This is a genomic window from Paenibacillus sp. J22P165, assembly GCF_059692015.1.
In genome coordinates this window covers 91891-112028 of sequence record NZ_JCAUAP010000001.1, presented here as the reverse complement: position 1 = coordinate 112028, position 20138 = coordinate 91891, and the positions used below count along the sequence as shown (strand labels likewise).

General features: G+C 45.1%; 19 protein-coding genes. 14 read left to right on the top strand and 5 right to left on the bottom strand.

The features are described from left to right. Positions 1-34: 34 nt before the first annotated feature. The gene (locus AC58QM_RS00485) at positions 35-703 is read right to left on the bottom strand and encodes a TVP38/TMEM64 family protein (RefSeq protein ID WP_497280442.1); all 669 of its coding nucleotides are present in this window, start codon (positions 701-703) and stop codon (positions 35-37) included. Positions 704-960: 257 nt separating this feature from the next. Here AC58QM_RS00485 and AC58QM_RS00480 point away from each other — a divergent pair, with 257 nt between their 5' ends. The 4 genes from AC58QM_RS00480 to AC58QM_RS00465 all read left to right on the top strand — a co-directional run bounded on the left by AC58QM_RS00480 (position 961) and on the right by AC58QM_RS00465 (position 7032). Further along, positions 961-3273, top strand: a complete 2313-nt coding sequence (locus AC58QM_RS00480; protein WP_497280440.1) for an AraC family transcriptional regulator — start codon at positions 961-963, stop codon at positions 3271-3273. Between the two features lie 147 nt (positions 3274-3420). Then, complete coding sequence (locus AC58QM_RS00475; protein ID WP_497280438.1) at positions 3421-5061, top strand: extracellular solute-binding protein; 1641 nt, start codon at positions 3421-3423, stop codon at positions 5059-5061. A gap of 108 nt (positions 5062-5169) precedes the next feature. Then, entirely contained in the window at positions 5170-6138 is a 969-nt protein-coding gene (locus tag AC58QM_RS00470; protein WP_497280436.1) for an ABC transporter permease, read from the top strand. An 18-nt stretch (positions 6139-6156) separates the two neighbouring features. Then, positions 6157-7032 carry a carbohydrate ABC transporter permease gene (locus AC58QM_RS00465; RefSeq protein WP_497280434.1) on the top strand — a complete coding sequence of 292 codons (876 nt, stop codon included), beginning with the start codon at positions 6157-6159 and terminating at the stop codon, positions 7030-7032. Positions 7033-7181: 149 nt separating this feature from the next. Here the strand turns inward: AC58QM_RS00465 and AC58QM_RS00460 are convergent, their stop codons facing one another. Further along, positions 7182-7412, bottom strand: coding sequence for a hypothetical protein (locus tag AC58QM_RS00460; protein ID WP_497280432.1), 231 nt, complete (start codon positions 7410-7412; stop codon positions 7182-7184). A 155-nt stretch (positions 7413-7567) separates the two neighbouring features. On the opposite strand from AC58QM_RS00460, the gene AC58QM_RS00455 reads away from it, so the two are divergent. The 8 genes from AC58QM_RS00455 to AC58QM_RS00420 all read left to right on the top strand — a co-directional run bounded on the left by AC58QM_RS00455 (position 7568) and on the right by AC58QM_RS00420 (position 15849). Then, positions 7568-8998, top strand: coding sequence for an FAD-binding protein (locus AC58QM_RS00455; protein ID WP_497280431.1), 1431 nt, complete (start codon positions 7568-7570; stop codon positions 8996-8998). Position 8999: 1 nt separating this feature from the next. Next, positions 9000-9557 (top strand): MFS transporter, encoded by a 558-nt coding sequence (locus AC58QM_RS00450; protein ID WP_497280430.1) that lies wholly within the window; start codon positions 9000-9002, stop codon positions 9555-9557. Positions 9558-9815: 258 nt separating this feature from the next. Continuing rightward, positions 9816-10841: a BMP family lipoprotein gene (locus AC58QM_RS00445; RefSeq protein ID WP_497280428.1), complete on the top strand. Its 1026-nt coding sequence runs from the start codon at positions 9816-9818 to the stop codon at positions 10839-10841. A 91-nt stretch (positions 10842-10932) separates the two neighbouring features. Continuing rightward, on the top strand, positions 10933-12432 hold the full coding sequence (locus AC58QM_RS00440; RefSeq protein WP_497280426.1) for an ABC transporter ATP-binding protein: 1500 nt from the start codon (positions 10933-10935) through the stop codon (positions 12430-12432). Continuing rightward, complete coding sequence (locus AC58QM_RS00435) at positions 12425-13492, top strand: ABC transporter permease (protein ID WP_497280425.1); 1068 nt, start codon at positions 12425-12427, stop codon at positions 13490-13492. Before AC58QM_RS00440 ends, AC58QM_RS00435 begins: the two co-directional genes overlap by 8 nt. Then, positions 13476-14399, top strand: a complete 924-nt coding sequence (locus AC58QM_RS00430; RefSeq protein WP_497280424.1) for an ABC transporter permease — start codon at positions 13476-13478, stop codon at positions 14397-14399. The genes AC58QM_RS00435 and AC58QM_RS00430 overlap by 17 nt, the downstream gene beginning before the upstream one ends. 33 nt (positions 14400-14432) lie before the next feature. Then, entirely contained in the window at positions 14433-15110 is a 678-nt protein-coding gene (locus AC58QM_RS00425; protein WP_497280423.1) for a sulfite oxidase-like oxidoreductase, read from the top strand. Between the two features lies 1 nt (position 15111). Then, positions 15112-15849, top strand: a complete 738-nt coding sequence (locus AC58QM_RS00420) for a nucleoside phosphorylase (RefSeq protein ID WP_497280422.1) — start codon at positions 15112-15114, stop codon at positions 15847-15849. A 58-nt stretch (positions 15850-15907) separates the two neighbouring features. Here the strand turns inward: AC58QM_RS00420 and AC58QM_RS00415 are convergent, their stop codons facing one another. Then, positions 15908-16759, bottom strand: coding sequence for a sugar phosphate isomerase/epimerase family protein (locus AC58QM_RS00415; protein ID WP_497280420.1), 852 nt, complete (start codon positions 16757-16759; stop codon positions 15908-15910). 144 nt (positions 16760-16903) lie between these two features. Here AC58QM_RS00415 and AC58QM_RS00410 point away from each other — a divergent pair, with 144 nt between their 5' ends. Both AC58QM_RS00410 and AC58QM_RS00405 read left to right on the top strand, forming a co-directional pair. After that, a complete protein-coding gene (locus AC58QM_RS00410) occupies positions 16904-17755 on the top strand; it encodes a helix-turn-helix domain-containing protein (RefSeq protein ID WP_497280418.1) in 852 nt (283 codons plus the stop codon). 29 nt (positions 17756-17784) lie between these two features. After that, on the top strand, positions 17785-18168 hold the full coding sequence (locus AC58QM_RS00405; RefSeq protein WP_497280416.1) for an MmcQ/YjbR family DNA-binding protein: 384 nt from the start codon (positions 17785-17787) through the stop codon (positions 18166-18168). A gap of 80 nt (positions 18169-18248) precedes the next feature. Here the strand turns inward: AC58QM_RS00405 and AC58QM_RS00400 are convergent, their stop codons facing one another. Both AC58QM_RS00400 and AC58QM_RS00395 read right to left on the bottom strand, forming a co-directional pair. After that, positions 18249-19364 (bottom strand): aminopeptidase, encoded by a 1116-nt coding sequence (locus tag AC58QM_RS00400; RefSeq protein ID WP_310499623.1) that lies wholly within the window; start codon positions 19362-19364, stop codon positions 18249-18251. Positions 19365-19367: 3 nt separating this feature from the next. Continuing rightward, positions 19368-19979: an ArsR/SmtB family transcription factor gene (locus AC58QM_RS00395; protein ID WP_497280414.1), complete on the bottom strand. Its 612-nt coding sequence runs from the start codon at positions 19977-19979 to the stop codon at positions 19368-19370. Between the last annotated feature and the right edge of the window lie 159 nt (positions 19980-20138).

Genomic DNA, 20138 nt, shown 5'->3' with positions numbered 1-20138 from the left:
TGCCTCCCACGGCGAATTGTTCATTCCTTCTCTCTCATGCTGCTTGACGCACTTTGCGGCGCCCTTGTCGTTTCTTAATAATCAATGGGACGATAGCAAAAACGGCATACATCACTACGGCTCCAAGAAACTTCCATGACCAAATATCGTTTAAGGAAGCACCAAATACGTTATACACAATCGCACCTGGAATAATTCCAATGAACGTAGCCCACGTATAGTCCCAAAAGCGGATCTTGGATAGTCCAGCACCATAACTAATACCATCGAATGGAAAGAAAGGCATGAGCCGCATATAAAGTACGACCATGAACCCTTTTTCCTCCGCTTTTTGATCAAAGGATAACAGTTTGGGACTTCGTAAAATACGTTGAAAGCTGCCGCGGCCCCATCTGCGCGTAATGTAGAAAGACAATAAGGCGCCCGCGCCTGCACCTATAATATCGTAGACCGTCCCCCAAAAAGCGCCAAATACATAACCACCATAAAGCGTCAACGGTGTTGCTGGGAATAAAACTAACGGCCGCAACGTATAGGCTAGGATATATAACAGTCCGCCCAGCGGACCTAGATCTCGCAGCCATCTCGTGAGCCAATTCAGATCTATGTGCTTCCAAACACCCGTCCATTTGAGAATCAATAAGCCGATTACAGCAATCCCAAACCAACTAATTAGCAACCAAAGCGGCTTTGAACGCGCCATGGCTCGCCTCCTTCTTACTGCTGATTCCTTATTCTTACAGGTGATTATTCCACTCCATCTTACACAAATGTAGGGGTCTATATCAACTCGACGTAGAAGGTCGATAGGCGGACATCCTTTTCTCTCTTCTCGCTGAAGGAAATCATTGATGCCATCAGTTGGATATGATAAACTGCTCCCATCTTCTCTCCACTTCTATCCATTCATTTCTAATATGCCATGCCACCTATATCCCGCACCCACTGGAGGGGCTACCTATGCTGCTTCGACGCAAAAGTATTTTTCTGACGCTATGGCTCTCTTACATCCTTATTCTTCTCATTCCCGTAACAGGTACGTTCATTTTGTACACTAATATGGAAAAAAATATGGTCGATAACGCCAACCGATCGAATTTGGCTATGCTCGAACAAGCTCGCCAAGTCGTAGACAACAACCTTCAAGAAATCGAACAACTCGGCATTCAGATCGCTACACAACCTAAGCTTCAAACCCTATGGACCATCAAGGACAGCGAAAAATACATTCAATATGAAGAGGCCGTGCGTGCGTTAAAAACCATTCGCAACAGCTCACCTTTCATCGAGGATTTCTACATCTATTTGCGTGATGATGATACGGTTATTTCCCCTAATTTAAAAACAGATGCCCCTACTTTTTTCACAAATCTCTACCCGCTTCCTGGTAAAAGCTTAGATCAAGTCCGTGATGAGCTGCTTACCGGCTATCATTACTTAACCTACCTGCCTACTTCCGACACAACTGCTGATCCTGCAACCAAAAGCGTCATTGCCAGCGCAATCTCTCTCCCTCTTGGCGAGACAAGCAATGTGAAAGGCACAATCGTCATGCTGATCAATGAACAGCAAATCCTGCATCTATTGAAAGGCATTCAATGGGTTAATAATGGCTCCATGTTTATCTTGGATAATACAGGGCAAGTGATTCTCTCTACTTCGAACAAGTACAAACTGTCCCCAAGCTTGCTTGCAGAAACAACGGGCAGTAATGGCTATGAAACCTATGCGGCTGACGGCGAGGCACACATGCTTTCGTTTACGACAGGAGCAAGTGGCTGGAAATATATTTCCCTGGTTCCGAAGAGTGTCGTCTTAGAACGCGTAAACGAAATGAAAACATGGGCCATTTATTTGCTTATTCTTGTTGTCGCTGCCGGAAGCGCTGCCGCTTATTGGATGGCCTACCGAAGCTATAGCCCGATTCGCGATCTTGTCTTTTCGATTAATAAAGGTAACAATGTGCCACGCCAAGGTTTATCCAATGAGTATGAATATATTCGAAACTCCATTGCCGCATCTGTAGCCGAGGGCAAGGCACTCGAACAACAGCTAGCAGGTCACCTTCCTGTTGTACGTGCGAACTTTCTAACCCGCCTCTTGAAAGGGGAAGTGGATCCATCCGAATTAACGGATGATTCCCTCGCCTTCATCGATGTTCAATTCCCCCATCCCTATGTGTGTGTCATCATCCTTGAAGTGGATGAAAGCCGGGATTACCGAATTGAAGAAAGCGATCGGGATCGCGCCCTCGTCCGATTTATTTTATTTAATTTAAGCAGTGAATTCATTGGAAATTCTGGTTATGTCACAGAAACAGATAACAATCGACTTGCGCTGATTCTTAATGTACCCGATGCTTCTGAGGAAACGCTTCTTAACCGAGACCGCTTAATTGCCGAGCTCAAAGGCGTGATTGAGGAACGATTCCGTATGAAAATGACAGTTGCAACCAGTTCGTTAAGATTCGGAAGATCCGAAACCTCACATTGCTACAATGAAGCGCTAAATGCCCTGGACTATCGGATTATTCACGGAATTAATTCTGTCATTCATTACGATGAAATTCGCTTCTTAGAACGAACGTATTACCACTACCCGATGGAAGTGGAAGCTCACATCATTAATTGTCTCAAAAGCGGTGAATATGAAGCCGTTGAACGGCTGCTCAACGAGCTGTATCAGAATAATATGGGGTCACGCGACACAACTCCTGAACTTGGCAAGCTTCTCTTCATGAACTTGTTAGGGACCGTGCTGAAAGTGACGAATGCCCTGAAGCTAGATGAGAAGCAGTGGCAGGAGGATGGCTCCGATCCTGTAAAATTGATTATTAACAGCACTTCGGCTGAGGATATGTTGAAAAAAGTGAAGGAGCTCTGCCTCTTTATTTGTAGTAGCGTACAAGATGCGCGATCGGAACATAGTGAACGTTGGCATGAGCGTATGAAACTATATATCGATCATCATTACAGCGATCATTCGCTTAGTTTAACAACCATTGCTGATCATTTTGGCATGACACCGCAGTATCTGTCTGGCTTATTTAAAAAGCAGTATGGGATCAATCTTACAGACTACATGATTGAGGTTCGAATGAAAGAAGCGAAGCGTTTTCTGGAGACTCCAGGGATGACGATCCTGCAGGTTGCCGAGCAAGTGGGCTATTCCACGGATATTGGTTTTATCCGCGTTTTCAAGAAAGTGGAAGGTATTACACCCGGAAAGTATCGTGAAATGCTGCTAAGAGAGGACCATCTGAAAGATAGTTAGCCCTCCTGAAATATGGTTTACTCTTGATCTGAAGCCGTGTTTATCGTTCAGTAGAACGTATTGTAGGCACCAAAAGTCTGTTCTTCTATATTGAAATTGCGGGCACCGATACCGCAAAACCAATATGTACAGGAGGGTCACACACGTATGAACAGAAATAAAAGAACGATGAAATTGACCTTGATCTCGGCTGCAGCACTTTCCGTCTTAATCACAGGATGTAGTAAAGAGACAGCCACTCCATCACCCGCAGTATCAAGCGCACCTGCAACCACTACTTCGTCTGCAGTCCCAGAATCGAAGTATCCTAATTCCCTTACGTACTGGGTAGCTATGAACGGTAATGCCGCAGCTGTTATGAAGAACTACAATGAAATGGCCGCTTATAAAGAAATTGAGAAGAAAACAGGTACAAAAGTTGACTTCCAGCACCCGCCTACAGGCCAAGAGAAAGATCAGTTCAATATTATGCTAGCATCGAATAGCTTACCGGATGTTGTGGAGTATAACTTTGCTACGTTACCACAAAGTGCAGATTCCCTCATTAAAGGGAAGCAAATACTTCGTCTAAATGAACTCATCGAAAAGAATGCCCCGAACTTAACGAAGGTTCTGAAAGATCATCCTGAATTCCGTAAAATGATTACAACGGATGAAGGCAATATCTATGTGATGCCATTCTTACTTGGAGATGAACTGTTAAGCGTAGTCAACGGCCCTATTTTCCGCCAGGATTGGCTGGATAAACTAGGATTGAAGGCCCCAACAACCATTCCAGAATGGGAATCGGTTTTAACCGCATTTCGTGATAAAGATCCAAACGGTAATGGCAAGAAGGATGAAATTCCGTTCTTTATGAACTTAGGCGGAGATTTCGACGCGAATAACCTGCTTGTTGGTGCATGGGGGATTACGACGGATTTCTACAATGATAAAGGTAAAGTCAAATACGGCCCGATACAGCCTGAATACAAAGAGTTCCTTGCTACGCTTGCCCGCTGGTACAAAGATGGCTTAATTGATAAAGATTATGCCAGCATTACCGACGGCAAGCTGAAAGATTCCAAGATTACGAACAGCCAAGTTGGTGCTTATTCCGGGTACGCGGGGTCTGGGCTCGGCCGTTACTTAACCTTGGTACAACCGACTAACCCTACTTTCGCCTTATCCGGTGTCCCTTATCCGAAGCTGAAGGAAGGCGCTCCAGCCTCTCTAGGCCAATATACGATGCCATTCACAGGTTATGGAGCTGCCGTCTCAGCGAAAGCCAAGAATCCGGAAGAAATTATCAAATGGCTTGATTTTAAATACAGTCAAGATGGTGCAATGCTGATGAACTTCGGTATTGAAGGCCAAAGCTACAAAATGGAGAACGGCTATCCCAAATACACAGACATTATTATGAATAACCCGGATAAATTACCTGTCCCCCAAGCGATGGCAAAATTTTTCCAAGCTAGCTGGAATGGACCCTTCGTTCAAGATAAACGTTACATCGAACAGTACTATACAATCCCTGCCCAACGTGAAGCTCAAAAGACATGGACAAATGCTGATCATTCCAAACAAATGCCAGGTGTTAGCCTGACAGCAGACGAAAGCTCCAAAACAGCCTCCATTATGAATGATGTGAAAACATACCGGGATGAACTGTTCAATAAATTCGTTATGGGTGCTGAGCCCATTGAGAACTTCGATAAATATGTGCAAACCATGAAAAGTATGGGCATTGAAGAGGCTGTTAAAGCTCGCCAAGCAGCCTTAGATCGATTCAACAGCCGTAAATAATCATAAGATCAGACGCTAAACTCACGGTGCGGGAGAAGAGCTCCCCGCCGTGTGGCGTCTTCTTGCACCCATTTTTACCGACTCAACAGCTGAAGGAGGGGCCCCGTGATGCCCACAGCACGTAAAGAACAGACCGGCTCCGTGAAATCAGCCGTCGACAAAAACAAGTTCTCTTACCGTTTCATCCGCGATGCGAAAATGAATAAATATGTGTACATCATGCTGCTGCCCGTCGTCGTTTACTACATTCTTTTCTATTACGTCCCAATGTATGGTGTGCAAATTGCTTTTAAAGACTATGCGCCTGGTATTGGAATTTTGCACAGCCCTTGGGTTGGATTCAAACATTTTCAAGACTTCTTTTCCAGTTATTATTTTTGGCGGATATTACGCAATACCTTGCTGATCAGCGCCTATGATTTATTGTTTTCCTTTCCCGCCTCCATCATTTTGGCGCTTCTGCTTAACGAGCTGCGCAGCCGGTTTCTGAAGCGTACTGTTCAAACGATTACGTATATGCCACATTTTATTTCAATTGTCGTCATATCGGGTATGCTCGTTGATTTCTTAGCCCGTGATGGATTAATTAACAATATCTTAAGCTCTTGGTTCGGATTTGCACCTGTTACGTTCCTGCAAGAATCTGGCTGGTTCCGCTCTGTATATGTATCTTCGAACATTTGGCAAAATATCGGCTGGGGCTCCATCATTTATTTATCCGCGATGTCCGGCATTGATCCTTCGTTGTACGAAGCTTCCAAAGTGGATGGCGCCAATCGATGGCAGCAAACGTTCCGTATTACCCTGCCGGGTATCATGTCCACGATCGTGATTCTTCTCATTTTGCAAATAGGAAATTTCATGACCATCGGTGCTGACAAGATCCTATTGTTATACAATCCAACAACCTATGAAACAGCTGATGTCATTGGCACTTTCGTCTATCGCAAAGGAATTCTCGAATCCAACTTCAGCTACAGCTCCGCTGTTGGACTCTTCAACTCTCTCATTAACTTCACGCTGCTCGTTCTGGCCAATACATTAAGCCGACGCACCAGTGATAATAAGCTTTGGTAAAAGGAGGCTGCAATCATCATGAGTAGAAGCTGGGGAGAACGTATTTTTGACCTATCCAATTCCTTATTCTTAATCCTACTTTCTTTAACAACGCTGTATCCGTTTCTTTATGTATTGATCGCCTCTCTCAGTGACCCAGCTTGGATTGTGCAATTCCGCGGGCTTCTTTGGTACCCGAAAGGTATCAATTGGGAAGCTTACGTACTGGTTTTCAAAAACCCGGCCATCATGTCCGGCTATCTAAACACGATCCTGTACGTCACGCTCGGTACCTCGCTAAACATTCTGATGACATCCCTGGGCGCTTATGCACTTTCAAGGCAGAACCTGATGTGGAAAAATCCCGTCATGTTCATGATTGTGTTTACGATGTTTTTCAGTGGCGGATTGATTCCAACCTACTTGCTTATTAACGACTTAGGCATGGTGGATACCCGCTGGGCACTTCTGATCCCCTCAGCCATGAGTGCTTACAACTTGATTATTATGCGAACCGCTTTTCAAGGTGTACCTGTTAGTTTAGAGGAATCCGCTAAGTTAGACGGCGCTAACGATTTCACCATTCTTTTCCGAGTTATTCTACCACTCTCGATGCCTGTAGTGGCCGTGATGGTGCTCTTCTATGGGGTTGCTCATTGGAACGCCTGGTTCAGTGCTCTGATTTATTTACGAACACGTGACCTTTACCCGTTGCAGCTCATTTTGCGAGAAATTTTGATCACGAATAGTACCGAATCGATGATGACGGGTGTCGGTGGGAACGATAAGATGCCTATCGGAGAAACGATCAAATACGCGACGATTATCGTAGCAACTGCGCCTATTCTATTCCTCTACCCTTTCCTGCAAAAGTATTTCGTGAAAGGCGTTATGATCGGCGCGATCAAGGGTTGATCAACACGGCAACTATTTCATGATCACATAGTGGTCTTATTCCCCGGAATCCCCGATAAAAAGAAGAATAAGCAATTCAAACTTGCTTATTCTTCCGATCTTCTTAAGAAATTCGCCCATCCCCCACACCTTTCCCGCTATTTTCCCCTTTAATCAATTGAGCTAAAGTTAAAAACCAAATAAACAATAAGTACAACCTGCAAGACACCAACGAGTAGGTTTAACGTTAATGCCAATTTGGCATATCTGCTTTTTAAACGACTCCCACTCAAACAAACTCCGGTTATGAAAAAAATGATTCCTAATAAATTAGAAAATAAGAAAAAAGAAATAAACGATAATCCCGCTGCTGCCATGGCTAGCTTGATTCGTATACTCATAATAAGCTCCTCGCATTCGGCTTTACTCAAATTGATTTCAATTGACTAATCGAAAGGTTTGAATTTACACTATAGGAATAATTTAGGTTATTAAACATAAAGGCGTCAAGCTCCGCAAACGTTGCCACATCAACAAGCAGTTAGGAGATACGCATATGAAGAAAATTGTTATTCTACTTCTATTAACTACGCTGTGCCTCTGGCAATATGTAAGAACCTCGTCTGCTGGCGAAGATCCCTTCTTACGCTCCGATTATAGCAAGCTTCGTCCTGTGAAGATTGAGCGGGTCATACCAACCAAAGAAATGAAGCAGCTTCAAGAGATTGTGAACGAGGCCCGGGAGAAAGGGCTCAAGATTTCGATTGCCGGCCAGCGGCACAGCCAAGGCGGGCATACGTATTACAAGGACAGCATCGTGCTGGATATGACCCCATTTAACAAGGTTCTTGCCTTCGACAAGACGGCAAAGATAATAACCGTACAGTCCGGAGCCACTTGGGCGGATGTGCAGAAGTACATTAACCCTTACGGGCTTGCTGTGAAGACTATGCAATCTCAAAATATTTTCACCATCGGAGGCTCGATCTCCGTAAATGCACATGGCCGTGACATTCGAAATGGCTCTCTCATTAGCACGGTTGAATCCTTCCGACTATTGGGGGCTGACGGCGTTACTCGAAATGTTTCACGTTCTGAAAATGCCGAGCTATTCCCGCTCGCGTTAGGTGGATACGGGTTATTCGGTGTCATTTTGGATGTAACCTTGTCGCTGACGGAAGACGAAGTGTACGAGATGACAAGCGAAACAATGACTATAGATGCCTATACTGACTACTTCCTTAACCAGGTTAAAAAGAATCCCGACATCCACATGCATCTCGCACGCATATCTGTCGCACCAGATACATTTTTAAACGAAATGTATGCTACGAATTACAGGACACGGTGGGATCTCCCTGTTACCGACTACAACCAATTAAAGCTGAAAGACAGCTATGTGTTGCCACTCAAGTTTCTGTTTGGGCTCAATCGCTCCTTTGATTGGGCGAAAAATAAATTCTGGGACTTACAACGGTATTTCCTTATTGGCCGCAGCACAATTCTAACTCGCAATAACGCTATGCGATCTGAATCTGATTTTATGGATTACAGCTCGGATACCAAAAACGATCTTCTCCAAGAATACTTCATTCCCGTGGAACATTTTGAGAATTTTATTAACCACATGAAACCTATCCTGCAAGAAGAACAATTAAATCTATTAAATATTACGGTTCGTTACGTTAATCATGATGAAGAAGCTTTGCTCTCCTATGCGAAGAGCGACATGTTCGCCCTTGTATGTCTATTTAATACCCCGCTAAGTCGCGAGGCGCAAGCTCGTATGACTCATGGAATCCAGCGAATCATTCATCAATTAAAGTCCTTTAATGGCTCTTACTATTTGCCCTATGCTCCCTTCCCATCGGTAGAGCAGTTCCGAACGATATATCCTAAAGCGGATGCCTTTTTTCAAGCCAAAGATCAGTGGGATCCACAGCATCTTTTTATGAACCAATTCTACGATGATTATAGGGGGGATTAGGATGAATGTCGGACTACTCATACGATCCCAAAGCTTAGCGACATTAGCAGCGGGAATGATTTACCCTTACTACTTGCTATTCTTGAAAAATCTCGGCAGCACCTATTCGGCCTACGGACTCGCTTTCGCTATTTTTACGATAAGCTCTGCCGCCTCTTCCTTCTGGCTCAATAAACTAGTTGACCGCTCCTCCGTGAACATGATGGCAGGCGGTTCGCTCGGAATGATGGCAGCCATGCTCGTCTTCCCGTGGATTCCTTCCTATGGCTATGTCTTACTTCTACAAGCATGCATGGGCGTCTGTAACGCTATGCAAAAAATGAGCGAACGCGGATTGCTCGCAGATGGGACTGAGCGAGGTAACCGCGGAGGCACGCTTGGCCATTACCATTTCTGGACATCGGTATCTTCAGGTTTCGCAGTACTCATCGGAGGCTATATCATTGATTGGCTGACGATTGATGTGTTGTTTTATGTTAGCGCGGGAATTTATGCGGTCAGTGCATGGATGACGCTACGAATGCGGAAAGATATAGTTAAGAAACATACACTTTCATAAATAGAAATGAAAACCTTGAAAACCGCAGCCTCATGGTTTTGAAGGTTTTCTCTTTATTCACAGTTGGCAAGTAATTCTTATGGATTGTGATCATGCAATTTAGTATAATAGCGGATGGGATTTAATATTGTAGAAAAATGTTTGATTTTGTCGAATTGGAAAATAACCCCTTTGACTATATCCGACTTTTTTAGTAGGATATAAAAGAAGTCATTGGTTCATTCCATATACATATTAGATATAGAGGAGAGAAACACCATGAAAAAAGCAATATTCTCAGTTCTTGCAGCAACTGTATTACTAACAGGCTGTGGGGCAGCAAAGACAGACACAGCATCACCTGCAGCATCCGGTGCGCCAGCAGGCAAATCAGATAAGAAGATTATCCTTATTACACCTGAGAAGATCGGTGTGAACCCGTTCTTTACACAAATGGATGAGGGTGTAAAGAAAGCTAGTAAAGAATTTGGTGTAACCGTTAAAACTGTTGAATCCGCAGATGCGAGCGCGATCGAGCAAAACTTGCGCGCTGCCGTTGCTGACAACTATGATCTCATCATTACAAGCTCTTTCACAGCTGAAGATGCTCTTAAAAAAGTAGCAACTGAAAATCCGAAGAAATCTTTCGCGATTATTGATACCGTTGTTGATCTTCCGAATGTTCGCAGCGTTGTTTTCCGTGAACATGAAGCAGCTTACTTGCTTGGAGCAGCAGCAGGTCTATCTACGAAGAAAAACATTGTCGGTATGGTAGCAGCCGTCGATATCCCACTTATCAAGAAATATACGGTTGGTTTCCAAGAAGGTTTGAAAGCAACGAACCCGAATGCGAAATTCATCGTTAACTATGTAGGCAGCTTCACGGATCCAGCTAAAGCAAAGGAATTGGCATTAACTCAATTCTCACAAGGCGCAGACTTCATTGCAGGCGCATCGGCTGTAGGCGATCTTGGTGTATTTGAAGCAGCAAAAGAAAAAGGCTTCTTTACTTCCGGTCAAGATATCGACCGTACAGTAACAGATCCACAGCATATCGTGCTTTCCCAATTAAAAGGAACAGATGCTGTTGCTTATCAAACCGTGAAAGATTTCGTAAACGGCACGTTCAAATTCGGTGCTGTTGACTACGGCTTGAAAGAAGATGGCGTTGGTCTTACATTTGTTACAAGAGAAACGAAATCGGCACTAAGTCCTTTCGTTGGACAAGATGTCATTACGAAGGTAAAAGCTATCCGTGATGATATCGTTTCTGGTAAAGTGAAAGTAGAAAATCCAGTAAAATAATCGCGCGACAATCGTATAGGTTTGACCTGGAAACTGTTTACGGAGACGTAAGCAGTTTCCGCATGTCTAGGTAGAGGAGCGAAAAACCGTTATGCTGCTTCAAATGCGTCAAATTACGAAAACATATGGCAATTTAACAGCGAATTCCGGCGTTGATTTCTCACTGCGTCAAGGTGAGATCCATGCATTAGTTGGGGAAAATGGCGCTGGCAAAACAACCCTGATGCGTATCTTGTACGGTATGGAGCAGCCTTCGGCTGGTCAGATTCTTTTGAACGACAAGGAAGTCGTGTTTACGAATCCTACGGATGCTATCCGCCACCGTATTGGGATGGTTCATCAGCATTTCATGCTCTTCCCGTCATTTACCGTGGCTGAAAATATTGTAATCGGTAATGAACCCAGAGCTGGCGTTGCTTTTGACCGTAAAAAGGCTATCGCTCAGGTAGAGGAGCTTTGTGCCAAATACCGCCTCCCTATTGATCCCCGCATGAAGGTAGCTGATTGTCCGCTTGGATTACAGCAGCGTGTTGAAATTCTGAAGGTATTATATCAAGGCGCCGATATTATTATTTTGGACGAGCCCACTGGAGTACTTACGCCGCTTGAAGCGAAAGAACTTCTCGTTATTATGCGAAGTCTTGCTAATCAGGGCAAAAGCTTCATTATTATTACACACAAGCTGCATGAAGTTATGGAAGTAGCTGATCGAGTTACTGTGCTTCGGGACGGCAAGGTGACGGGCACCGTTGATGCTGGGGCAACAAACGTTGAAGAATTGTCCAAATTAATGGTAGGCAGAGATTTGAAGCAGCTTGAGAAACGGACTTTGAATTCAGGTCAAACAGTCCTTCAGGTTAATAACATTTCTATTCTTGGTGATAAAGGCAAGCCCGTGCTGAATAACGTTAATTTGCAAGTGAAGGCTGGAGAAATCGTAGGTATAGCAGGTATTTCAGGTAATGGCCAATCCGAATTGATACAAGCTATTTCGGGGCTTCAGCCGATTGATCAGGGTGACATTCAACTACTAGGAACACCGATTCGTGGACGTTCTGTTCGCGAAATCAGGGAAATTGGACTATCACATGTCCCTGAGGATCGGTATCAATGGGGTGCAGCCAAAGAAGGTACTGTGCTAGAGAATGGCACGATGGGCCATCATAAAACGACAAGCCGTTCTGGCTTACTTCATGGTCAGGAGCTTCGCAATTTGGTTAGCCGCTTCATTCAACAGTTCCAGATTAAAACCGGCTCGCAAGATACCAAAGTGAAGTATCTTTCTGGTGGCAACTTACAGAAGCTAATTGTAGCCAGAGAAATTGCCCAGAAGCAACCATTCCTCATTGCGGCTGAGCCGACGCGCGGCGTAGATATTGGTGCTATGGAGTTGATTCATGAAGAGCTGCTGCGCAAGCGGGATGAGCAAGGGGCTATATTATTAGTTTCTTCCGAATTAACGGAGATTCTCAAGTTGTCTGATCGTATTGTGGTTATGTACGAAGGGCGAATTGTCGGGGAACTATCGGCCGAAGACGCAACAGAGGAGCAAATTAGTTTATGGATGGCAGGGGGAAATTCAGATGCTTAAAAGTCGACTCAACCTAAGCGCTTGGATTCAGCCGCTGCTTGCCGTTTTCATCGGTTTACTCGGTGGTGCGATTGCCATTCTACTAATTGGCGGGTCCGTCATTGAAACATACACAGAAATGTGGAAAGGTGCCTTCGGCAACTTCTTCTATTTCACGAATACACTAACGCGCGCGACTCCACTCATTCTTGTTGGGTTAGGTGTTTCTATCGCCTTTCGTGCTGGATTTTTCAACATGGGGTCTGAAGGCCAAATGATTCTTGGCGCATTATCCAGCGCTATGGTTGCACTATACCTGCCTGGACCACCGTTCTTTAAATTGTTGGCGGCCATTCTTGGCGGCATTCTGGCAGGTGGCATTTGGTCCGCTTTTGCTGGCTGGCTCGATGCGAAATTCCGAATGAATTTGATCATTACAACATTGTTGCTCAATTATATTGCGGCTTTATTCGCAGGCTATTTAGTGGCTTATCCATTGAAAGACACATCGGGTTCAGCAGCGCTCGCCCAAACGATGATGATTGATAAAGGCGTATGGCTTCCCAAGCTGTTCCAAGGAATGAGCGTCCATGTCGGCTTTATCATAGCCATTGGACTAGCGATTCTCCTGTTCTTGTTCATTAAATATACCGTTGCCGGTTATGAAATTCGGATGTTGGGCTATAACCCGTTGTTTGCCGCCTATGGCGGGGTAAATAGACGGAAAGTAATGCTAACAAGTATGTTCGCCAGCGGCGGCTTTGCCGGGCTTGCTGGCGCCATTGAGGTACTCGGTATGCAGTATCGTTATACGGATGGCATGATCTCAAATCCAGGCTACGCTTGGTCAGGTATTATGGCGACTCTGCTTTCAGGGGCTCATCCGCTAGGTACGGCTATCGCCTCTTTGCTTCTTGCTGCCTTGCAGACTGGAGGCATGGGAGTAGAACGCAATACAGACATTCCACTGCAGATATCCAGTGTCATTCAATCGTTGCTCATTCTCTTTGTAACTGCTAAATTCAGCTTTACCCTATGGAAACGTCGGAAAGGAGGCAAGAGCGATGGAGCATCTTCTTGATGTATCTTTATTTAACTCCATGTTTCGCATGGTCGCTCCTATTCTTCTTGCAGCACTCGGCGGAGCGATCTGTTCGCGGGTCGGATTGTTTAATGTCGGTTTGGAAGGGTTCGTCCTGGTTGGCGCCTTCTCAGCAATTGTTGGCAACTATTACACAGGCAACGTATTCCTTGCCGTGCTCATCGCCATAGCCGTAACCATGCTGTTTTCACTGATATTTGCTTATATGAGTATTCACTTGCAAGCGAATGTCATCGTCGTTGGTATTTCGTTCAACTTTCTTGCCTTAGGGTTAACCGCGTTTTGCTTGAAAGCTATTTTTAATGTAAAAGGCGCTTATTATGATAAAAATATGATTGGGCTTCCGAAGTGGGACATTCCCTTCATCCAAGATATCCCTTTCATTGGCGGGATCATTTCCGGACATTCCCCGCTGGTTTATCTAGCTTTTGCACTTGTATTCGGGCTTCAATATTTGCTCTTTAAATCGGTTCTAGGCTTCCGCATGATTGCGGTCGGAGAAAACCCGATTGCCGCAAAAAGTCTCGGTATTAAAGTCAATCGGATGCAATATATCGCCGTGCTGATCTGTGGTGTTCTCTGCGGACTAGCAGGTGCTCAGCTTTCCTTGGGACAAGTGACGATGTTCACTGAAGGCATGACTGCAGGCCGCGGCTTCATTGCGCTTGTAGCAACGATGCTAGGACAAGCTAATCCACTTGGCGTTATGGCTTCCAGTTTATTATTTGGTTTAATGGATGCATTCAGTATCCGACTGCAAGGTTTCTCACTACCTACGCATTTCACTCAAATGCTGCCTTATATCGTGACATTGCTTGCCATGCTGTTCTTCCGTAAAAACAACTACTTAGCAGATGCACAGAAAGCCAATGGTAGTTCGCGATAAGTGTTTATACAAGCAAGCTTAGGAGGTTAACAGATGAGCAAAGACACCAAAGCGGAGCGCATCAAGCGCATGCAAATTCCCGCTGTAGATGTACCACAGGAGCTTGCGGGTAGAATTCCACCGGGGCAAATGGTCACGGAGCGATTCCCTATTTTACATGAGGGTGAAGTGCCGGACTACGATATGTCCACATGGTCCTTGCGTGTTTTTGGACAAGTAGCCGAAGAGAAAACATTCAGCTACGACGACATACTAGCCCTGCCTCGTACACAAATCCAATGCGACATTCACTGTGTGACCCGTTGGTCCAAGCTGGATACAGTCTGGGAAGGTGTGCGCTTCAGAGATTTCCTTCAACTGATTGATGTGAAACCAGAAGGAAAATTTGTCATGCTGCATGCAGATCATGACTACGAAACGAATGTGCCGCTCGCTGATCTGATGGGTGACGATATCTTGCTGGCGATGAGTTACGATGGAGAGCCGCTTACGCTTAAACACGGCTGGCCGCTCCGACTCGTTGTTCCACATTTGTATTTCTGGAAAAGTGCAAAATGGATTCGCGGTATCGAGTTCATGGCGGAAGATCGCGAGGGCTTCTGGGAACGTAATGGCTTCCATAACGTCGCAGACCCGTTCGAAGAACAGCGCTTCTCCGGCGAAGCCATTCCAATCCCTGAAGATGAGTGGGTCAGAAAGGAGTTCGATTAAGTTGCTTTTATCTATCTTACAAGTCAATTCGGAAGATTTAACTCCCTATGCCATTGTCTGCGGCGATCCGTTCCGAGCAGAAGCCATTTCACGCAAGCTGGACAACGCACGTGAGCTCTCTTTCAGCCGGGAATATCGCACCTTCGTTGGCGAAAAGGATGGCGTGCCCCTCACCGTTGTGAGCCATGGCGTTGGATCCCCTGGCGCTGCTGTTTGCTTCGAGGAGCTCATCAAAGGCGGCGTCACAACACTGATTCGCGTCGGAACCGCTGGTTCCTACTCAGCCGATGTTCCTCCTGGCAGCCTCGTTGTAAGCACCGCGGCGGTACGTGAAGAAGGCTTAACTCGCCAGTTAGTGCCTCATGGCTTCCCTGCGGTAGCTGATCACGCTGTTACACGCGCGCTGTTTGAAGCCGCGTCCGAGACAGATGGACTCGTAAAGCAAGGGATTACCGTTACCTTGGATGCTTTCTTCCAAGGGGTCGAGGAATTCCCGCATCGTAAATACAAGCAAGCTGGCGCTTTGGCTGTTGAGATGGAAATTGCTGCCCTCTATATCATCGCTACGTTGCGTGGCGTGCGTGCTGGTGCCATCGTCGCTTTAGATGGCTACGCAGACGCTGATTTACGGGAAGTATACAATCCGCATACGGATGTCGTTTCTGGCGCTATTGAACGGGAAATTGATGCTGCGATTCGAGCGATTGTGATGCTGCAACCATCGTTTAATCCATCTTGATGAACACAAAAAACCTTCAACCCACTGTCCGTGGTTTGAAGGTTTTTCTTTTATGCCATTAAGCCAACCATTGCTTCACTTTCGCTGAGAAGTTATTCAGCATCTCAACTGTCCCGAATTGACAGCTGAAGTCTTCAATACCGAGGTAGCCGTCGTAGCCAACTGCTTTCAAATCACCAAGCACTTGCTTCCAGTTCACGATACCCGCATCAATCGGTGACCAGTCACTTTTCCAAAGCTTAATGCCGTCTTGTTCTTCGCCTGTAAGCGTCCATGCAGCATTTTTGACATGCACGTGTGCAAGGTAAGGTCCTAGCAATTCAAGACCCATACGGTGGTTCTCGAAGCCTTCATGCACCATGTTACCTGCATCGTGAAGGACACCAATGTGCTCTGGTTTGAAACCAGATACAAGTCGATGCGCCAATCCAGCACTCGCTGTGATCGTATTGTGATGTGTTTCAACTAGACCTTTCACACCATACTGTTGAGAAAGCTCTTGTACATGGTGAAGGTAGTCCACCGCTTTGGCGAACAAATCATTGTAGTTTTGGCTTTTATCGTAACCAGGTACACCCACGCGGATGAAAGGTACGCCGACCTTTTGAGCAGCTTTGAAAACATTCTCTGTTTCCGCAACATCACAGTTATTCAGATAAGGTGTAATGCTTAGGTTCACTAAATTTTCGTTCAATGCAGCCTGCTTAAAACGCTCAAGTTCTGCATCAGACGCCGCTGGGTCGATCGAGCATAGGTTATTTCCCCAGAAGGAAGGCTTTTGTCCAATTGCATTTGCAGGGATATCTTTGAAGCGCCACTCAATGCCAGTAATACCAGCAGCAGCGGCCGCTTTAGCAAGCTCTTCTGGTGTCAAATCTGGTGTAGCTACAGTAAATACGGATAATTTCATATATAAGCCTCCTTAGGTATAAGCAAGATTAGGTTAAATGTTTATCTCTCCTATATTTTGCAGTATAATAAAAACGTATTCATTGCATTAATTGGGCAAAAGTTTGCTTATATTGACTCCAACTCCAGACAAGGAGATCTTCATATGCAGGAAATGTACAATAATCTTCATCAGTTGTTGACTTTTCGACACGCGGTGACCCATAATCCGATTCCACTGGACTTCCACCAGCATCAGGACCAATATGAAATCTACTTTTTCCTTACAGGTGACGTTCATTATTTTATCGAAAAGCAAGTCTATCCCTTACAGTATGGCGACCTGCTGATTATGCATAGCAACGAGCTCCATCGGCCTAATTTTCAGTCCAAAAAACAGCGTTACGAGAACGTCGTTATTCACTTCAATCCTGCAATTCTCCAGCAATTCAATTCTCAACAGTTCAACTTGTTGGATTGTTTTGATAATCGGGTATTTGGTGAGCAAAATCGAATGAGACTGACGCCGCCGCAAATTGACGACATCATGAAGCTCTATGACCGCATGGAGATGCATCGCCGTCCGCAGGCACTGCCAGGTTCCGAGATTTTATACGTATCCACATTTATTGAACTGCTCGTTTTTATTAATCGGATCTTTCAAAATCAAGGTAAACAAGAAGAGCAAGTCATGATGCCGGACAAGCTCTCCTCACTCTTTACCTACATTGATGAAAATTTGGAACAAGACCTGTCGCTAGAGGTTCTGGAGCAAGTCGTTTTTATGAACCGTTCTTACCTATGCCGACTATTCAAAAAACATACAGGCAGCACGATTCACGAGCACATCCTGTTCAAACGTATTGCAAGGGCTAAGCATTTGCTGCGAGAAGGCTCTACGGTCACCGACACTTGTCAGTTAGCGGGCTTCAACGATTATTCGAACTTCATTCGGACGTTTAAGAAAGCCGTCGGACTGCCGCCTCGACAGTACCAGTCACAGCAACGCCGAATTTAACATCAAATGCATGATAGGAGTTGAACCTTGTGTCTCATCATCAGCTTCAATCCCCTTCGAGTTTGGCCCATCTAGCCAGATTTCGAGATTTTTGCACCAAGCTTCCTGAAGTCGAAGAAAAGGTAGATGAATTTGGTCATACGACTTTTCGTGTGAAAGACAAGCCCTTCATCATGCTTGGCGAGACAGATGGTCAAGTCTCAACAGCACTCAAAACCGAGCTTACGACCCAAGAATTCCTGCTAGGTCAAGAGGGTACAGCCTATCAAAAAACGCCTTACATCGGCCGTCATGGCTGGGTGAGTATCCTAAAGGTTGACCTTGTGCCATGGACTGAAATTCAAGATTTAATCGTCGAAGGGTATGCGCGGACTGCACCTAAGAAGCTTGTGCAACAATTAAAAAATCAATAAACCCTAAATCTTATCTGCAACAAAAAAGAGGTTGCCCACGTCTATGACGATGGACAACCTTTTTTAATACAACGAGAAACCTATTTCAGGTTTTCTGGATTCAAAACGAGAAGCTCAGGCAATACAAAGATACCGTCCTTACGGATCAATACATCGTCAAACCAAATTTCGCCGCCGCCGTATTCCGGACGTTGGATATTAACCATATCCCAGTGGAGCGAGGATTTGTTGCCATTGTACGCATCATCATAACAATTACCAGGCGTGAAGTGGAAGCTGCCGTCGATTTTCTCATCGAACAGAATATCCTTCATCGGGTGCTGAATGTAAGGATTCACGCCGATCGCGAACTCACCAACATAACGTGCGCCTTCATCCATATCAAAAATCTCATTAATGCGATCTGTATCATTCGCAGTCGCTTTAACAATTTTACCATTCTCGAAATGAAGCACAACATTCTCAAAGATAAAGCCGTCATGCGGTGACGGTGTATTATAAGAAATGACCCCGTTAACGGAATCACGCACTGGAGCCGAGTACACTTCGCCATCTGGAATGTTCAGTTCTCCGTCGCATTTCACGCCGCCGATCCCTTTGATGGAGAAAGTTAAATCCGTTCCTGGGCCTACTAGGCGCACTTTATCTGTGCGATCCATAAGCTCTTTCAATGGATCCATTGCTTTAGACATTTTGCCATAATCCATCGTGCACACATTAAAATAGAAATCCTCGAACGCATCCGTGCTCATGCTAGCAAGCTGCGCCATCGAAGACGTTGGATAACGTAGAACTACCCATCTCGTATCCTTGATGCGGACATCGAAATGAACCTGTTGATAATACACGGAATTATAAAGCTTCATCCGATCTGCTGGGATATCCGACAGTTCATAGATATTAGCTCCGCCGCGTACACCTATGTAGCCTTGCATTTGTTTCATTTGAAACGCATCAGCGTCAGCCCAAGTCTGCATTTGCGCTTCCGTACCTTCCATAACCAGCTGACGAATGACAGCATGATCACGTAGGTTTACAAAAGGATGCGCACCCGCTGCGTGCACCTTCTTCACAATTTCCTTCACAAGCGCATTATCAATGCCGTAAGCTTCGATTAAAATATTTTCACCTGGCTGTGCCTTAACTGAATAATTCACCAATACGTCTGCTAGCTTTGTTAGTCTAGGATCCAACATTTGTTATCTCTCCTCTTCGTTCGCGGGTTCGATTGGGTCAAAGCCCCTTTCATGCGTTTGGAAGCCAACCGTGGTCAAATAGAACCAATCCCCGTGTTCTTCTTGTTCAGCATCAAGCTCGTAAATTAGAGCGCGAAACTTCCTCAACCATTCAGTAAATTTCGCTTTACTCATTTTGACTTCAACCTGCGTCATGAGAATTGGCCATTGGGATCGATCGGGTGATGGAATTTGAAACGCCTCTTCAGGCGCATGAATCGCTCTGTTTCTAGCATGTCCAAGTACGCTCAAAGTACGTTCTCGATAATAATTTTCCACCTCAGAAACATACGGAAGCAAATTCTCACCAGGCACAAAACCGCGTGCTACGGCACGATAGAATTTTTGCACAATACCATTCTTAAGCTCCGTACGAACAACAAAAATCAAATTATGACGCTCCAGCTCATTCAAATGATAATGCACCTTGGCGCGCGCCATGCCTAACAACTTAGCCAGTTGTTGCCCGGTATAAGCTTTCTCTATTAAATAAAGCAGTACCCTAGCACGAAGTGGATCACTTATGGTTTTGAGTTGTTCGAGTTCTTCAATGATATAAACAGGCTGCAGCTTCATCGCGGATCCGACCTCCCTCTCTAGTTCCAAGCTGAACGTATGTACTAGATGCTAGAACGAGTATTTCTCTCGTAAAAGTCTTGCAACATGCGCCTCTTAGTCAACTTTTAATCTCGTATGGAGATTAATTAAACGACGGTCAAATCTTTTTAACCGTAT

Coding starts and splice junctions, on each gene's coding strand:
- AC58QM_RS00485 (WP_497280442.1), bottom strand. CDS start 703: ATGGCGCGTTCAAAGCCGCTTTGGTTGCTAATTAGTTGGTTTGGGATT.
- AC58QM_RS00480 (WP_497280440.1), top strand. CDS start 961: ATGCTGCTTCGACGCAAAAGTATTTTTCTGACGCTATGGCTCTCTTAC.
- AC58QM_RS00475 (WP_497280438.1), top strand. CDS start 3,421: ATGAACAGAAATAAAAGAACGATGAAATTGACCTTGATCTCGGCTGCA.
- AC58QM_RS00470 (WP_497280436.1), top strand. CDS start 5,170: ATGCCCACAGCACGTAAAGAACAGACCGGCTCCGTGAAATCAGCCGTC.
- AC58QM_RS00465 (WP_497280434.1), top strand. CDS start 6,157: ATGAGTAGAAGCTGGGGAGAACGTATTTTTGACCTATCCAATTCCTTA.
- AC58QM_RS00460 (WP_497280432.1), bottom strand. CDS start 7,412: ATGAGTATACGAATCAAGCTAGCCATGGCAGCAGCGGGATTATCGTTT.
- AC58QM_RS00455 (WP_497280431.1), top strand. CDS start 7,568: ATGAAGAAAATTGTTATTCTACTTCTATTAACTACGCTGTGCCTCTGG.
- AC58QM_RS00450 (WP_497280430.1), top strand. CDS start 9,000: ATGAATGTCGGACTACTCATACGATCCCAAAGCTTAGCGACATTAGCA.
- AC58QM_RS00445 (WP_497280428.1), top strand. CDS start 9,816: ATGAAAAAAGCAATATTCTCAGTTCTTGCAGCAACTGTATTACTAACA.
- AC58QM_RS00440 (WP_497280426.1), top strand. CDS start 10,933: ATGCTGCTTCAAATGCGTCAAATTACGAAAACATATGGCAATTTAACA.
- AC58QM_RS00435 (WP_497280425.1), top strand. CDS start 12,425: ATGCTTAAAAGTCGACTCAACCTAAGCGCTTGGATTCAGCCGCTGCTT.
- AC58QM_RS00430 (WP_497280424.1), top strand. CDS start 13,476: ATGGAGCATCTTCTTGATGTATCTTTATTTAACTCCATGTTTCGCATG.
- AC58QM_RS00425 (WP_497280423.1), top strand. CDS start 14,433: ATGAGCAAAGACACCAAAGCGGAGCGCATCAAGCGCATGCAAATTCCC.
- AC58QM_RS00415 (WP_497280420.1), bottom strand. CDS start 16,759: ATGAAATTATCCGTATTTACTGTAGCTACACCAGATTTGACACCAGAA.
- AC58QM_RS00410 (WP_497280418.1), top strand. CDS start 16,904: ATGCAGGAAATGTACAATAATCTTCATCAGTTGTTGACTTTTCGACAC.
- AC58QM_RS00400 (WP_310499623.1), bottom strand. CDS start 19,364: ATGTTGGATCCTAGACTAACAAAGCTAGCAGACGTATTGGTGAATTAT.
- AC58QM_RS00395 (WP_497280414.1), bottom strand. CDS start 19,979: ATGAAGCTGCAGCCTGTTTATATCATTGAAGAACTCGAACAACTCAAA.